Raw genomic sequence first — 16775 nt, forward strand, 5'->3', positions numbered from 1 at the left:
TGCAGCAACATGCCTGTATACCTTTATCGGTCTGTGGGCAACCATTTTGCCTTCAAACGTGTAGCTCCCGACGGATGTTTTTGCATCCATTCAGCCAACATCCGCCTATGTGCCCGCAACACATCTCGGTATTTTGATGTCACAGCAAGATTGATCATCTCGCCCCTATCGTTCGACATATCGAATAATTGCTCGCGGTTTTTACCGGTATCATACATCACATACTTATATCGAGGAGTGCGCACCATCCAGCCCAATGTGCCTGCCGTCTGAGCGAAATTGGTCTCCGTCACGACGTAAGGATGAATCGTCACGCTGCTATCTCCGCGCTCCAAGGCTACACGCCAACTCTTTCCACTGCGCCCTTTGGGCATGGCTATACCGGCAAAATCGCACAGGGTGGGCATTAGGTCTTCACCGTTGTTGACTAATTGCGTCATTACCTTACCACGATTTTTACCACGAGGCATACACACTATCAATGGAATGCTGGCCACATTCTCGTAGAGTGCCGTCTTCTGATTCCACTGATGAGCTGCACAACCGTCGCCATGGTCGCTGGTAAACACCACCAACGTATTATCCCACAGACGTTGTCGATCCAGTTCGTCGACTATCTTACCGATCTCGGCATCCACGTTCTCCACCAATTGGTAGTAAGCATCCAAGTAATTACGCCAATCATCAGGGGTGTAATCGGCCGTAGGATACATTTTTAGACTAAACTTTTTCTCGTATGTCAAAGCCGAAGCATCGTAAGGATTCCGTGTAAAATTGGCCGGCAAAGGTGGTCGGTCATCGGCCTTTCGTTCCTCTATACGACCGGCCGGAGGATTCTGTCCGCGAGCAAACTCACATATACCATGGGGATTATTAAACGAAGCCACCAAAAAGAATGGCTTATCATGCTTACGACGCAGGAATGAAACACAAGCCTCAGCCAGCCCTTTGTCATCATGTCCATGCAACTTATCGAAGCCAAAGGCCTCTTTTGCAGGCAGTTCATTCGTATTGACATGCCACTTACCGGCGTAAGCACACTCGTAGCCGCCACTTCTTAACACCGTACCCAAGGTCTCTTGGCACAATGAATCGGGCAAGGGTTTACCGTTTTCTTGCATCCCTACCTCGCTAGGCATGTAACCGGTGAACATCGAAGCACGCGAGGGACCACTCAAAGGGAATGCACAATAGGCATTGACAAACATCATACCACGGGCTGCCAAACGGTCCATGTGGGGAGTATTGACGTAAGGATTGCCCATACACGACATGGCCATGGCCGCTTGTTGATCGGTCATGATGTAGAGAATATTAGGACGTTTCTGCGCCATAGACAATAAAGGCAATGTCACAGTCAATGAACAGATGATGATTCTTGCTTTCATAGGCATGGTATTACTATGTAGCGAAAGTACACAAAGCATTCCGTTCACACTAGCAATATTGTACAAACAATTAACAATATCGTGCAAAAATGCCTATAATAGGGCTATTACTGCACAAAACTGACATTGTTTTCAACAAATGAGTTGATATAAACGAGGCTTTTAAGCTATCTTTGCCTAAACATAAAAGTAACCATCAAAAACATTCGCAACTATGAAATTAAGAACATTCGGTGTATCGCTTTTGCTATTGATGAGCGTCGGTATCCGGGCAGCATGGGCGGGAAATGTCGACCATGTCACCGAAGAGGTATTTCAAGAGCTCAATCTTGACTATCCCGGACTGGAGAAAGTAAAGGCATACTATCAAAAGAAGAATATGAAAGGAGCGGCTAAAGAACTGCTCAAATACTATCGGTCGCGCCAAGGGATAACCGATCCCGACATAGATTTATCCAAAATAAAGCTCAGCGACAAGGAACGTAAATGGGCGCAGGAAGCACTCGACCATACTTTCTATGTACACGATGGATACCAACCTTCATTTAATTATGGTAAGGATATTAACTGGCAATACTGGCCGGTAAAAGACAATGAGCTGAGATGGCAGTTGCATCGGCACAAATGGTTCACTCCTATGGGCAAAGCATATCAGACCACTCGCAACGTGAACTATGCCAAAGAGTGGGCTCTCCAGTATGCCGACTGGATTGCAAAAAATCCACTTCTAAAGATTCAGAAGAAAGTGTACGAGGACAATATCAAACTCTCAGACCAACAAAAGGAAAACGTTCGGTTTGCATGGCGTCCTCTGGAGGTGAGCCATAGACTGCAAGACCAGATACACCAGTTTGTACTTTTCCTCAACTCACCGGCTTTCACACCCGAATTTCTGACCTTGTTCCTCGACAATTATCACCGACATGCCGTGCACATCACGCGCAACTATTCGGGACGGGGAAACCATTTGCTCTTCGAAGCACAACGCATCTTCTTTGCAGGAACATTCTTCCCAGAATTCAAAGAGGCCAAGCGGTGGCAGACAGAGGGCATAGACATACTGAACAAAGAAATACATATGCAGGTGTACGACGACGGTGGACAGTTCGAGTTAGACCCCCATTATCATTTGGCATGTATCAATATCTTCTGCCGTGCCATCGAAATAGCACAAGCAAATCATCTGCAACAGGTCATCCCACAATCATATATAGACACTGTGGAAAAGATGATTGAGATGTATAGTAACATCTGTTTCCCCGATTACTCGAACCCGTGCTTCAGCGATGCCAAACTTACAAACTACAAAGAAGTCATCAAAGACTACCGAGCATGGACAAAACTGTTCCCCAAAAACAAACAGATAGCTTACTTCGCTTCGGAGGGAAAGAAAGGCGAACTGCCACCCTATCTCTCGAAAGGATTCCTCAAATCGGGCTTCTTCGTATTCAGAAACAGCTGGAAACAGGATGCCACTGTGATGGTTGTCAAAGCCGGACCGAAGGGAGAATGGCATTGTCAGCCCGACAATGGCACATTTGATATATGGTATAACGGGCGAAATATCTTCCCCGATAGCGGCTCTTACATCTACGCCGGCGACAGTATTGTGCAAAAACAACGCGACTGGTTCCGCCAAACGGCCGTTCACAACACGTTGACACTGAACAACCAAAACCTAGAAACTACCCAATCGAAGACCATATTGTGGCAACCCGACGGACAAATACAGACACTCGTAACAGAGAATCCCAGCTACAAAGACCTACGGCATAGGCGCACGGTGTTCTTCGTAGATCAGACTTACTTTGTAATAGTAGACGAAGCACTGGGTAAAGCAAGGGGAATGATAGACGTACACTTCCTCCCCGGCGATGGCAAACTGGCTGTCGATGAGGCTCAACATCGCGTAGCCACCTGCTATGACGGCCGGAGCAACATGGTGATACAGGCTATTGGCTCACAACCTTTCAAAACAATTCAAGAAGAAGGTTGGTACTCGCTGGCCTACAGACATAAGACAGCACGCCCCGCTATCAGCTTCAGAACAGAGAAACAGAGTGATGCTCCCGTGCGCTTCGTGACGCTCGTATATCCTTGTCAAGAACAAGGAGCAGTGAAATCTTTCAAAGCCGACATCGTGGAAGCGAGCGAGAAATCACTCAAAATCAATATCAATATTGACGGAAAGAAACGTCAACTCCAGTGGTAAACAGCTTAAAAAACTCTTATTCATCATGAAACTACAAATTATATCGGCTTGCTTATTAGTATCAACTTACTCGATAGGCGCCAATAAACAAAACGAAAAATGGGTGGACAATGCTCTACGCACCGCCACCCATCAGTTACTATACACCGCAAAAACGATTCACACACCTAACACGATGCCCCGTTCGTCGTGGCGTGGATACGACATAGCTTTCCTTGAGAAGCAGATGGAAGCAGACAGCACAGCCTTTGCTCGTGAACTAGTGAAACAGACTCCGACCGAAAAAGTGGGCACTTTACGCACTTGCGACATCTACGATTGGACCAGCGGATTCTATCCCGGCTCGCTATGGTATGCTTACGAGTTGACCCAAAATGGCAAGTTGAAAACCCAAGCGGAACGATTCACCACCATGCTCAACCCCATACGCCACTACACCCAAACCCACGACATAGGCTTCATGATAAACTGTAGTTATGGCAATGCGCTGAGATTGACCCACAACGACACCATCAAAGCCGTCATCATAGAGACGGCCGACAACCTCTGTAAGCGTTTCGACCCACGCATAGGATGCATCCGCTCATGGGATTTCGGTACATGGAACTTCCCCGTCATCATCGATAACATGATGAATCTAGACCTGCTGTTCAACGCAAGTAAGCTCACCGGCAACAACAAATACCGCGACATAGCCATCAAGCATGCACTTACGACTATCAAACATCACTTCCGTCCGGATTTCACCTCGTTCCATGTGGTAAGCTACAATGCCGACGGTAGCGTGGAGAAACAATGTACATTCCAAGGCAAAGCCGACAACTCGGCATGGGCTAGAGGACAAGCATGGGGCGTATATGGCTATACAGCTTGCTACAGAGAAACGCGCAACAACGTGTTTTTAAAGCAAGCCGTGAACATAGCCGACATGATTATGCAGCGCGTAAAGACCTCTGACAACATCCCATATTGGGACTACGACGCTCCGACCTTGCCCAATACACCGCGCGATGTATCGGCAGCTGCCATCACAGCGTCAGCTCTCATAGAACTCAGCAGGCTGGCACCAACAGGCAAAAAATATTTGGACTACGCCCAAAAGATTCTGCGCAATCTGTCGTCTCCGCAATATTTAGCTGCTAAAGGTACCAACAACGGCTTTATCCTCATGCACTCCGTAGGGTCACTGCCCAACGGTTCGGAAATCGACACACCTATCAACTACGCCGATTACTACTATCTAGAAGCTTTAAAGCGCTACATCGATATTAAGAAATAACAACCGCTCTTTAATCATACAGGGGGAGTGAGAGGATAATCCTCCTATTCCCCTGTACTTTATATGGTGGTATTGCACTTATTTGAGATGTATCCGGCCGCAGTAAGTTCACGCATCTCTTGTTCAGTCGGCATGCGATACTTTCCCTTTGTTGCCCAATAAGCCACATCGCCATACTTAGCTTGACCGAAATCTTTTGTCTCTTGAGTGCAAGCACAATCCAAATACATCTTACCACTTATTTCTCCCGAAGCTTTCGTAGCGTAGTTATCATCTCCCCACGTGAGTGATTTCTCTCCTACTACGCCCCAATTGAAGTGGTCGTGCATCTTATTGCCTGCCTCGTCAACAGGTTCCAACTGTTCGGTATTCTTAAGAGTAATCTTATCGGGATACACTATTTTATAGTTATAAAATTGCCATTGTTCCTCAGCCAATCCCCATGAGTCATCATAATACATCAAATTACCCACTCCCCATTTCTTACCCTTCCAAACTCAGATTCAACACCTTATCAGCCTGCATCACACTTCCTCCATTAGGATAAGGATAAGACAATGCTATCCAATCATGCTCGTTACAACTTCCCATCCCTCTAAGTGCAACCTTGCGACCTTGAGTATTTGTAGATTCACCATCTAGATTAATGACCGCAAGAGCTCTACTGAAAACAGACGAGGAAGTAATATTATAAGCAAGCACCTTATCGGTTTTGACCCACAGACATTCAATGCCGGCAGCTTTCTCTGTAAGAAGTGTACGGGAAAGCGCCTTGGTCGTAGGCGTAGGAGCATCTAGCGTATCACGCTCTACCGTTATGGTGAGTTCACGCTCCACTACCGTTGGCTGAGGAGTTGGTGGTGTAGGAACATCCGGCTCAATACCTTCACTCCCACCACAACTAGATAAGATAACGACCACAAAGGCCATCATCAATCTTTTCAAACTGAATTTAGAATCTTTCATCTTACTGTAATACACTGCGATTACCAAAGTTTAATCGAAGATGGAACTGTGTTTTAAGCCATCTTCACTTTCCTGTGTAAAATCAGTTACCTTATTAAAGTCACTTGTTTCCACATACCCGTTTGGGCGGGACACACCTTTGACCGACGGAGTAGAACCCGCCAATAGCTGAAAATCTAAGCAAAGCTCCAAGATTTCCATCTCAGGCTTCACATAACATTTCCGTTCCATAATAGTGATTACAAAACTATCTAAATTAGATTATTTATCCTTTAGTTATCAGTCTCTTATAGTTTGCGAAAGCACAACTCTCCATGACATTCGTGTTATCATCTGATTTATGTTACAATAATTATGAAATTTTCCCATTATATGCAACATTTATACATACTATTTTATATTATTTTAAATATAACATATATTTTTTTTACCTGCTTAACTCTTGTTTTATTTATACTAAAGTATAATGGTTGAATGTCCATTACACATAAATATTAAATAGATATAAAATATCTCATAAAGATAACGATTGCAAAAACAGATAAAAACAAAAAAAAGAAGATAAGTCTTGCACTTTATTTCTAAAACGATACTAATTTATCTTTACGCGTTCACGCAAAGACTTACGAGCTAAAATGATTCCACTATTCACTTTTTAGTATCAACTTCACACGCCAAACTCCACCTCTCAACTCTATGCAACCACTTAGCAACATCACTGTCTAGGCTTTTCAGCATTACTGCAGAGCCTAAACAGAAATGCTGCTATCACCTTGCAGCGCCCTCACCTCGCCCCTTTTCCAAGAAGAGATGGGACATATTAAGTTTCCAAGTAAATTAGAATAAAGCACATATTCTTGAGAGTAAAGCTGACAAGCCTGCTTTCTTCCTCAAAAAACAATATCTAGTAACACATCTTACATCTCATCCTCAATAAGCACAAACGAGATAACGGCACAAAAAAGAGGGTAAGTTTGAAACTTACCCTCTTATATATGAATCGTAATTCTAGATTATTCAGCAACCTGAACAGTAGCACGACGGTTGTAAGAAACTGGTGAAAGTTCGTTTACACCACCCTTACCAGTAGTCTGGATCTTATCACGATCAACACCCATGTTAACAAGTGCATCAGCAACAGTGTTAGCACGACGCTCAGACAGAGTCTGGTTGAATGCTGGAGTACCAGTCTTGCTATCAGCATAACCTGTAACAAGGAGGTTAGTGTTGTTGTCCTTAGCATACTTAGCCAAAGCCTCAACGTTAACGAGATCCTTCTTAGAAGCTACTACGCTCTTACCAATGTTGAAGAATACAGATACAGGAGTTGTAACATATTCCTTAACAGACTTGCTCTCAACAGGCTTCTGGTTAGCCAACATATCCTTCAAACGAGCGATCTCTGCATTAGCATCGTTGAGCTGAGCATTGAGAGCATCGATCTGAGACTGTGAAAGAGCCTTGATAGCGTCAACATCTGGAGTCTTATCCCAAGATGCTTTACCCAAGTTGAAAGTCAAACCAACTTCACCATAAAGGTTGTTGTCGCGATTGTCCCAACCACGATGGCGAGCTAATTTACCAACCTTACCATCCATATCACTGCTCATGCTGTTCCAACCAAGTTCAACGTTAAGAGCGACTTTCTTACCTACATAGAACTGATTCAAGATACCTGCACTGAAGCCCATAGCGTATCTGTTGTAAGTCATAGAGCGACCTACACCCAAACCTGCGAATGGAACGAAGTTCCAAACACGGCTAGGATTGTAACCACAAAGCATGTTGCTCAAGTTGAACATAACCTGCTCGTTAGCCAACCAATACTTGTTACCGTTACCAGCATTGTTAGCATCAGTTACAGTCTTACCCCAAATACCCTGTACTTTAGTACGAAGACCGAGACCGGGAGTAAACCACTTACCGAGTGCTACAGAGACACCAGGATTAGAACGGAACTTCTTGATTGGGCTATTGCTCAAATTCAAGCCATGTTCTTCCTGAGAATACCAAGCATTCCAATCAGCACCTACTTGGATGAACCAATTGCTCCAGAATGAATTTGTAGCTACACTGTACTTTTCAACAGGATCAGCGTCCTGTGCCATTGTAGCCATTGATAAACTGGCGAAAGCCAGTACCATGAATAACTTTTTCATAATCTATTACTATTTATAATCAAAAAAATATTGCTCTCTAACATAATTTCTCATACTATCGCTAGCTGATAATCTGGGAGCAAAGATAATAATTAATTTCAAACAAAGTATGTTTTTATTAAGAAAAAATGATAAAAGCCATTTATTTTATTGATTTAACGCAATTTTTTGATAGTTTTTTATCTTTTCACTTCAATAGAAGTTCTATTTCACTTTGTTTCAATATACAAAGTACATTTTTGCCATCAGGTGTATAACTGGCATTCTGACAAGCGAAAAGGTTGTTAACAACGCTTTCCATCTCGTCGTTACTCAGTACTTGTCCATAGGGTATCGCTGCCTTTCGAGCCATCACCAAAGCCAACGCTTCATGAAGGTCGGTTCGCATATCGATAGGTTTTTCCATGGCAGCTACTACCATTTCTTTTAATAATATAGTTATATCGACACCTTCCAACTCTGCTGGAATGGCATTAACTGCATAGCTATTACCACCTAACGCGGAGAGTTCAAAGCCCATACCATCCAAATCATCCTGAATCTTATCTAATGTAAGGCTCTCCACTGTCGACAACTGAACCGTCTGCGGGAACAAAACCTTCTGCGAGAGAGCATGACGAGTCTGTAATTGGCGCATGTATTGCTCGAAAAGAATACGTATGTGTGCCCGATATTGGTCGATAATCATCAGACCTGACTTGACAGCTGTCATGATATACTTGCCTTTATATTGATAATGTATAGGCGACTTTTCGGCCATTACATTATCATCTGACGATTCCATGGTCGCTTCTTCAGATTGTTGGGAAGCAAACACGTCTTCCTCATGAGGCTGTGATAATCCTTGATACAAGTCTTCCCACTGGCTAGGAGTCGTAATAGACTTCTCTGTTTTAAACGGATTATAGTTGGGATTGTATTGCACTTTCGGCACTTCCACTTGATGATTCTGCGTGAATACGGGAATATCGGGACGCCCTTCGGTATCAAAATCAATAGCAGGAATATCGTTGAACATCCCTACAGATTCTTTTACGGCAGCCATTAGAATCTGCCAAATAGGCTGTTCGTTCTCGAATTTGATTTCAGTCTTCGTAGGATGGATGTTCACATCAATATCTTCGGGGTTCACTTGGAAGTATATGAAGTAAGGTACTTGCTCTCCCATGGGAACCAATCTCTCAAAGGCTGTTTGCACAGCTTTAGCAAAATACGGATGTTTCATGTAACGACCGTTGACAAAGAAATACTGGTAGACACCTTTCTTACGGGCAGATTCCGGTTTACCCACGAATCCATGAATATCGCACATGCTCGTTTCGACATCCACCGGCAACAAATCTTGATTGAGACGTTTACCAAAAACATCGACTATTCGCTGTTTGAGACTTCCTCGACGTAGGTTAAATACTTCTGAATCGTTGCTATGTAACGTGAAAGCTACATCGGGATAAACTAATACGATGCGCTCGAAAGCAGCAATAATATGATTGAGTTCGGTGGAATTTGACTTCAAGAACTTTCTTCTCGCAGGCACGTTGAAGAATAGGTTCTCCACTTTGAAGTTGCTGCCTACCGCACATGAACATGCTTCCTGATTGGTAAACTTACCCGCAGAGATGGTCAATGACGTTCCAAGTTCATCATCCGGCCGACGTGTCTTCAATTCTATCTGAGCCACAGCAGCAATAGAAGCCAGTGCCTCTCCCCTAAATCCCATCGTATGTAGCGCAAAGAGGTCATCGGCTTTACGAATTTTAGAGGTCGCATGCCGCTCGAACGAGAGTCTGGCATCGGTCTCCGACATTCCTTTCCCATCGTCTATCACCTGAATAGAGGTGCGACCGGCATCCACCACAATGACATGTATATTCTTAGCACCGGCATCCACAGCATTCTCCACCAACTCTTTGATGACGCTGGCTGGACGCTGTATCACCTCGCCGGCAGCTATCTGATTGGCCACCGAATCCGGTAGAAGTTGTATAATGTCGCTCATATATGTTCTTTCTTTTAGTCTATTACTTTAGTTTCGTTAGTTAATGTATGGACAGAAATTAGTAGAAGTTAAAGCCTATTTAAGGCTTGAAGTTAACAGACATATGTCCATTTACTCCTTTTTATGATTCCAATGTCTTGATAACATTTAACTCCCGATAACTCCTAAGTTGAGCATTCATGCGAAACGTACATTCTATTATTATATAAGGTATACCCATAGCAGCACCAAGAGTAGTATCAATATCACCAACAATCCAAAAATTAATGTATTCTCTTGCATCAGCCTGCGCTGTCTACGCCGCTGTACACGAGGCGTTGCTTGTTGAAAAGCCTGTCGTATCGTTTCTGAAGAATAGCCTTCTTCTTTTTCTATCCCCAATTCACGCTTGGCTCGTTGTTCTATCTCTGCGAGTCGTTCGCTGCGTTCATCCACATATATCATCTCATGATGGAAACCGCGTGGCTTGGGTTGTTTGAAGAAACTCATTGCTTTTCACTTTCTTTTGGTTTCGTCACTGCTGGCTTCTGCCTATTCAAATGTTGCAATGGTGCCTCTTGACGCTTCACGACCTTCAGTGTAGAATCGGCAGCTTTGCCACGCCATTCAAAGACATCGGCAGGACTAGTCGGCCGTAGTTCTTCGAACCAAGCAAACTCTGGAAGCTTATACTTGGTCGGAGGTATCTGCGTCATGGGATATAACGTACCCTGCGGTTTGGGCATCCAAATCTTTTCCAATTGCCGATTCTTGTTCATATACATGCGCATCGTGTCCGATTCCACATAGTTCAAGCCTATCAACGAAGAATCTTTATCGTCTGTAGGATAGTATATCACCTTTACATTTCCGGTGGCAACAATGCGCCGAACCACCCCGTCCGTGAAATAAGCATCCATCAATTTCGACGACACCTGATTGTAATTTTTCCCATCAGGCATGCGTTCTACAGACAGAGCCTGCCCCACTACATGGGCATCGCGTATCGTACTGTCTTGCATGTATACCAATATCTTCTCGCCTAATATCTGTCGTTCGCCATTCCAAGTTATCGGATCCTTGTACATAGTCATACAACTATCTTGCGAATTAGCCACCAGCGAGTCGCAGATAGCTTGCATATCCACACGGTAAACCTTTACGTGATTGAAGCAATGAACCTTTCGATACATCGAGTCCGTATTGATATTAAAGGTATATATCTTCATGGAGTCAGCGTGCATATAGAGCGTATCCTTCTGAGAATAATCTTTGGCGAGTACCTTTTGAGTCGCCCAACCGTAGCCGGTTTTCTCATTATAGTTCATACGCTCGCACTCCAAGCGATTCTTGTTCACCTTATCTATATAGATGACATTTCCGTATCCGCGTGCCAACCCGGTATTCTTGTCATAAAACAGACTATCACCAGTAATGGTTTTATCCTTATCTACCACCGTCGAACGGCCATACATCTCTGCCTGATCGGTCTTTGTATCGAAGTAAGCATTCTCCGTATCTATCACACTTCCATTCTGTGTAATCTTCGACGGACCTGTAACATGAGCCTTCGAGCTACGCGTATCATAGTGCAAGGTGTCGGTTGTGATAAGCCTACCGGCATTCGTCATACGCACATTGAAACGGAATGTGGCCTCACGTGTATCCATCCTATACTCTCCCCAGTCCGAAGACAATCGGTCTTTACCGTCTATCAATCGTCCACCCTCGAAGAAATAAGCATAATCATACAACTTGTCATAGTCCAGACTATCCGTATAAAGCGTTTGTCGACGATGCTTCAACACGACATTGCTACGCGCCATGAGCATTTGACTTTGACCATCGTACACTCCTCTATCGCATGTTAAAGAGAGTGTATCGCCCTGTTTGAACCGCACATGTCCGAATGCCTTCACCGAATTAGACTGTTGGTAGAAATACGCACTGTCACACCATAGCTGCGCACCTTGGTGTGTGAAGTGTACATGTCCCTTGACTATTTGGGCATCAGGCACCTCTCCATACATGTCAAACTTCAATTCATCCGAGTGAACCAAATACACACGGTCGTCCTGATGCGGTTTCTTGGGTGGCCGAATAGCCCACACTACTTGAAACAGGCATAGTCCAAACAGGCATAAAACCATGCCTATCATGGTTTTATGCCCGCTGTTTATATATTGTTTTCTATCGTTCAGGTTGATCATTTAACCCATCCTTGATATTCAAAGTTGCAATTTTTATAGCGATCGTTCATCCTCACATAGGTGTGTTTGATCTTATTCACTACCCAATCGTGGAGTTTTTTCTCCTTCTCTTTAGCTAAGACCACGTTCTTCATAACTTGGAAATCCTCCGTAATCTTAGCCTTATGACCCTCCGTTCTACTCTTCAGCTTCACGATAGCCACCACTTGTTTACCCTTTTTATTAATCATATCGAAAGGTGCAGAGATGTCTCCCACTTTCATTCCTTCAACTTGTCGAGCCACCTCGGTAGGCAAGTCTTTCATCTGAAATTTAGAAGTCATAATTTGATTCTGCACATCGTTGAAAGCCATCAAACCTCGATTGTTCTTCGTATCCTTATCTTCCGATATATAGGTAGCGGCTTCTTCAAAACTGAATTTACCTGCTTTGATATCATCACTGATAGAGTCTAGACGGGCATGAGCCTTTGCCAGTGCATCGGCAGACACCTTCGGCTTCATTAAGAGATGGCGTACCTTTACCTTATCACCGCGCTTGTCAATCAACTGAATGATATGAAAACCGAACTCACTCTCGCAGATTTTGGAAATCTTTTTAGGGTCGGTCAAGTTGAAAGCCACCGATGCAAAGGTAGGATCAAGCATACCACGCCCCATATAATCCATCTCTCCACCCATACGAGCAGACCCCGGATCTTCAGAATAAAGGCGTGCCAAAGTTGCAAAAGAGGTCTCACCGGAGTTCACACGTTCCGTGAAATTACGCAATTGATCTTTCACCCGGTTAATCTCAGTCTGCTCTATACGAGGCTGACGAACAATAATTTCCACTTCCACCTCGGTAGGAACAAAAGGCAGACTATCTTCCGGAACATTGCGGAAATAGTTGCGTACATCAGAAGGAGTAACCGTTACATCCTTCACAAGTTCGCGACGCATACGGTCAATCAATTCCCTATTCTTGAATTCATCGTGCATCTGTTCACGCATCTGTGCAACAGTCTGGTTACGATATTCCTCAAGTTTTTCACGCGAACCGGCACTGTTAATCCAAAAATTAATCTGCTGGTCAACGCTTTGATTTACCTCTGCCTCAGAAACCTCTATGGAATCGATAGCAGCTTGGTGCAAGAACAACTTCTGAACAGCTATCTGTTCGGGGATAGTACAATCAGGATCTCCACCCCATTTGGCACCTTCCACCTCGGCTTGCAGGCGTGCGGCCTCAACATCCGACTTCAAAATAGGCTCATCACCTACCACCCAAATGACTTCATCTACCACAGCATGCTGTGGAGCTTGGACTTCAGACTTTGCCGAAGTCGTATCTTTCTGAGCACCGAGCCACTTACCGGTCTTACCAGCGCGAGCCGACATGCCGGCCAATAACATCACAGCCAGACAGCCCATCAATATTTTATTTCCTTTTCTCATGTATCTTATGTTTCAGAATATACATTAATGTTTGTTCACGGTGAGCAACACATCGCGGTCTATAGACACTGTGTACTTCTTCCGCAAACCTTCCACCCAAGCCTTTTCCAGTTCCTCTTGATAATCGGCTACCACCAAATAGCGCACATCATCCATAGACTTGGGGACTTTCAACTTCTTTCCGTAGACAGCCATATAAGGATAACCGTCTTTCAAGGCAGACTTTCCATCAACATAACCAAACACCTTGCTATCTATCAAGGCATTGTCGTCCGGTTTGAATAATGCCTGTTCTGCCTGTACACTTACTCCCCCATTCTCTTGAAACGTACGCTTGATTGCACGCATCCATTCCTTAGAATCTGTCGATTTGAGGAGTTTCTTCACAGCCGACAGGTCTTTTTTAGTCTTCGCATAGTAGACAATGCCCTTATAACGTGGCTGTCCCCAACGATATTTCTTTTTATTTTGTCGGAAATAGTGTTCCAATCCTGCTTCATCACGAGCAGCACTATCCCAAACCGTACGGCTACACATATTATATAATAGCAGCCCCTCACGATATTCTTGTAGCAAATAAAGTTGCTCCGGCAACATTTCCTCCAATGTCATTTGATTTTCTTTCGACATCGAGTCCATATTCATTTGCCGTTTTTCTGCCACGAGTTGGGAATTCATCCCTTTCATTCTGCGCAACACATTCTGCCGTTCCACGGTCTTCAGCAATTCCGTACGCACAGCCTCATAAGGCAGATAATCGCACTTCTCCAGCAATTTGATGATGTGAAAACCTGCAGGAGATTCGAATGGCTTACTCATCTCGCCGACTTTCAATGCCGACATCTCCGCCTCAAATTCAGCCATCGTCTCCCCACGTTGCACCCAGTGTAGTTCTCCACCACGTGCAGCCGTGACCTTATCGTCAGAACAACGACGTGCCAACATACCAAAATCAGCACCTTGCTGCAACGCGCGATAAATAGAATCTATCCGCGCTCGCGCCACCATTTCTGCACTCCGAGGTTCACGTTGACCCACATGCAAGTAAATCTGAGCGACCCTGTATAGTCCACCATTACATATAGCTTGTACCTTATCGGCTTCGTAGAGACTGCGAGCCGCAGCCTCCATATCCGTATTCGATACTCTCATCGACGCCATTAAACCACTACGAAAAGAAGCCAATTCATTTTGAAATGACGCCAATGTATCTAAACGCGCATCAAGGGCTGCCTCTACCTTCAACTTGAAGTTTACAAAAAGAGGCAGATATTCCTCGACCGTTTTCTTATCTAAAACGCCTGCTGCGTTGTCTTTATTGTAGGAATATTCAAATTCCGAACGTGTAACAGCCTTTCCATTGATAGTCATCACAACAGGGTCGACGGTTTGTCCGAACGATATGCTCCCCATCAGGAGTATACCCACAAGCAACAACGCAGAAGGTGTACGCACCATCAGTTTATTCGAAGCGAGAATAGTTTGGAGCTTCACTCGTGATGGAAATATCATGAGGATGACTCTCCAACACACCGGCATTGGTAATGCGAGTAAACTTGGCCTCATGAAGCTTCTCTATAGAGGCTGCACCGCAATATCCCATCCCCGAACGCAGTCCACCGGTCATCTGATAAATAACCTCCTGAACCGTTCCCTTATAAGGTACACGACCGGCAATACCCTCCGGCACAAGCTTCTTAACATCTTTCGTATCACCTTGGAAGTAGCGATCCTTTGAACCGTTCTTCTGCTCCATGGCCTCAAGCGACCCCATTCCACGATAGCTCTTAAACTTACGACCGTTGAAAATGATGGTCTCACCGGGACTTTCCTCGGTACCGGCTACCAACGAACCTATCATCACACTGCTACCACCGGCTGCCAATGCTTTCACAACATCGCCCGAATAGCGCAGTCCGCCATCGGCTATCAATGGCACTCCGGTACCCTTCAAGGCAGAATATACATCATAAACTGCACTCAATTGCGGTACACCAACACCGGCTACAACACGCGTTGTACAAATAGAACCCGGGCCGATACCCACTTTGATACCGTCGGCACCATTCTCTACCAATAGCTTAGCCGCTTCTCCCGTAGCCACATTACCCACGATTACATCTACTTGTGGGAACGTTGCTTTCACCTCGCGCAACTTTTCTATCACGCCTTGTGAGTGTCCGTGAGCCGTATCAATGACGATAGCGTCGGCTCCGGCCTCCACCAATGCACGCGCACGATCCAAGGTATCGACCGTCACACCCACACCGGCAGCCACACGCAAACGACCTTTCTCGTCTTTACAAGCCATTGGCTTGTCCTTAGCCTTGGTAATATCTTTATAAGTAATCAATCCTACCAAATGGTTGGCAGCATCAACTACCGGTAATTTCTCAATTTTATTTTCCTGAAGAATCTGTGCCGCAGCCGTCAAGTCGGTCTGCTGATGAGTCGTAACAAGATTCTCCGATGTCATCACTTCGTCAATCTTCTTGTCCAATCGACGCTCAAAACGCAAGTCACGATTGGTGACGATACCTACTAAGTGGTTTTCTTCGTCTACCACGGGGATACCGCCGATATGATATTCGTGCATCATTTCCAGCGCATCTCGTACCGTACGACCACGACGAATTGTCACTGGATCGTAAATCATACCGTTTTCAGCACGCTTCACGATAGCCACCTGACGCGCCTGATCCTCTATCGTCATATTCTTATGAATAACACCGATACCTCCTTCACGGGCAATAGCGATAGCCATAGCCGACTCCGTAACAGTGTCCATAGCCGCTGTAACGAAAGGAATATTAAGCGTAATGTTACGTGATAACTGTGTTTTTAACTCTACCTCTTTAGGTAGTACATTCGAATAAGCTGGAATCAAGAGGACGTCATCGTAAGTGAGGCCGTCCATTACAATTTTATCTGCAACAAATGATGACATATTGTAATTTTAAAAATTTATTGCGTGCAAATATAGTAATAATTTTCCACATAGCCCTTCTATCCTCTGAAGATTTCAAATCTTATTAATGCTATTTAACGACCATGTGCAGAGGGTATCTACAACAAGTAAATATTTCATCCTCAAGTACCGTTTTGTAGCAAGAAAGTATTATCGTCACAGCACAACAAACTAGCAAT

13 protein-coding genes are annotated in these 16775 nt (G+C 44.5%); 2 read left to right on the forward strand and 11 right to left on the reverse strand.

Translation table 11 applies throughout. The annotated features are described in order from the left end of the window. Nucleotides 1-23: 23 nt before the first annotated feature. Nucleotides 24-1388: a sulfatase family protein gene (locus AC1EK4_RS08000; protein WP_052052882.1), complete on the reverse strand. Its 1365-nt coding sequence runs from the start codon at nt 1386-1388 to the stop codon at nt 24-26. 253 nt (nt 1389-1641) lie between these two features. Between AC1EK4_RS08000 and hepC the strand changes: the two genes are divergently transcribed. Beyond that, nucleotides 1642-3600 (forward strand): heparin-sulfate lyase HepC, encoded by a 1959-nt coding sequence (gene hepC / locus AC1EK4_RS08005; RefSeq protein ID WP_480357813.1) that lies wholly within the window; start codon nt 1642-1644, stop codon nt 3598-3600. 25 nt (nt 3601-3625) lie between these two features. Beyond that, nucleotides 3626-4879 (forward strand): glycoside hydrolase family 88 protein, encoded by a 1254-nt coding sequence (locus tag AC1EK4_RS08010; RefSeq protein WP_036897904.1) that lies wholly within the window; start codon nt 3626-3628, stop codon nt 4877-4879. Between the two features lie 59 nt (nt 4880-4938). Here the strand turns inward: AC1EK4_RS08010 and AC1EK4_RS08015 are convergent, their stop codons facing one another. The 10 genes from AC1EK4_RS08015 to guaB all read right to left on the reverse strand — a co-directional run bounded on the left by AC1EK4_RS08015 (nt 4939) and on the right by guaB (nt 16575). Continuing rightward, a complete protein-coding gene (locus tag AC1EK4_RS08015; RefSeq protein ID WP_156958373.1) occupies nt 4939-5352 on the reverse strand; it encodes a hypothetical protein in 414 nt (137 codons plus the stop codon). A gap of 10 nt (nt 5353-5362) precedes the next feature. Continuing rightward, nucleotides 5363-5845 (reverse strand): hypothetical protein, encoded by a 483-nt coding sequence (locus AC1EK4_RS08020; protein WP_480357744.1) that lies wholly within the window; start codon nt 5843-5845, stop codon nt 5363-5365. A 30-nt stretch (nt 5846-5875) separates the two neighbouring features. Further along, on the reverse strand, nt 5876-6076 hold the full coding sequence (locus AC1EK4_RS08025; protein ID WP_480357745.1) for a hypothetical protein: 201 nt from the start codon (nt 6074-6076) through the stop codon (nt 5876-5878). Between the two features lie 782 nt (nt 6077-6858). Beyond that, nucleotides 6859-8004 (reverse strand): OmpA family protein, encoded by a 1146-nt coding sequence (locus AC1EK4_RS08030; protein ID WP_480357746.1) that lies wholly within the window; start codon nt 8002-8004, stop codon nt 6859-6861. Between the two features lie 187 nt (nt 8005-8191). Beyond that, nucleotides 8192-10003 carry a DNA mismatch repair endonuclease MutL gene (gene mutL, locus AC1EK4_RS08035; protein ID WP_480357748.1) on the reverse strand — a complete coding sequence of 604 codons (1812 nt, stop codon included), beginning with the start codon at nt 10001-10003 and terminating at the stop codon, nt 8192-8194. 201 nt (nt 10004-10204) lie between these two features. After that, nucleotides 10205-10492, reverse strand: coding sequence for a hypothetical protein (locus tag AC1EK4_RS08040; RefSeq protein ID WP_036897920.1), 288 nt, complete (start codon nt 10490-10492; stop codon nt 10205-10207). Beyond that, nucleotides 10489-12141 (reverse strand): OstA-like protein, encoded by a 1653-nt coding sequence (locus AC1EK4_RS08045; RefSeq protein ID WP_369793930.1) that lies wholly within the window; start codon nt 12139-12141, stop codon nt 10489-10491. The genes AC1EK4_RS08040 and AC1EK4_RS08045 overlap by 4 nt, the downstream gene beginning before the upstream one ends. Before the next feature lie 47 nt (nt 12142-12188). Continuing rightward, complete coding sequence (locus AC1EK4_RS08050) at nt 12189-13628, reverse strand: peptidylprolyl isomerase (protein WP_036897924.1); 1440 nt, start codon at nt 13626-13628, stop codon at nt 12189-12191. 24 nt (nt 13629-13652) lie between these two features. Then, nucleotides 13653-15140 carry a peptidylprolyl isomerase gene (locus tag AC1EK4_RS08055; protein ID WP_480357750.1) on the reverse strand — a complete coding sequence of 496 codons (1488 nt, stop codon included), beginning with the start codon at nt 15138-15140 and terminating at the stop codon, nt 13653-13655. Next, on the reverse strand, nt 15091-16575 hold the full coding sequence (guaB, locus tag AC1EK4_RS08060) for an IMP dehydrogenase (protein ID WP_480357752.1): 1485 nt from the start codon (nt 16573-16575) through the stop codon (nt 15091-15093). The genes AC1EK4_RS08055 and guaB overlap by 50 nt, the downstream gene beginning before the upstream one ends. Between the last annotated feature and the right edge of the window lie 200 nt (nt 16576-16775).

It is taken from the genome of Prevotella sp. C0026C3, from assembly GCF_056590795.1.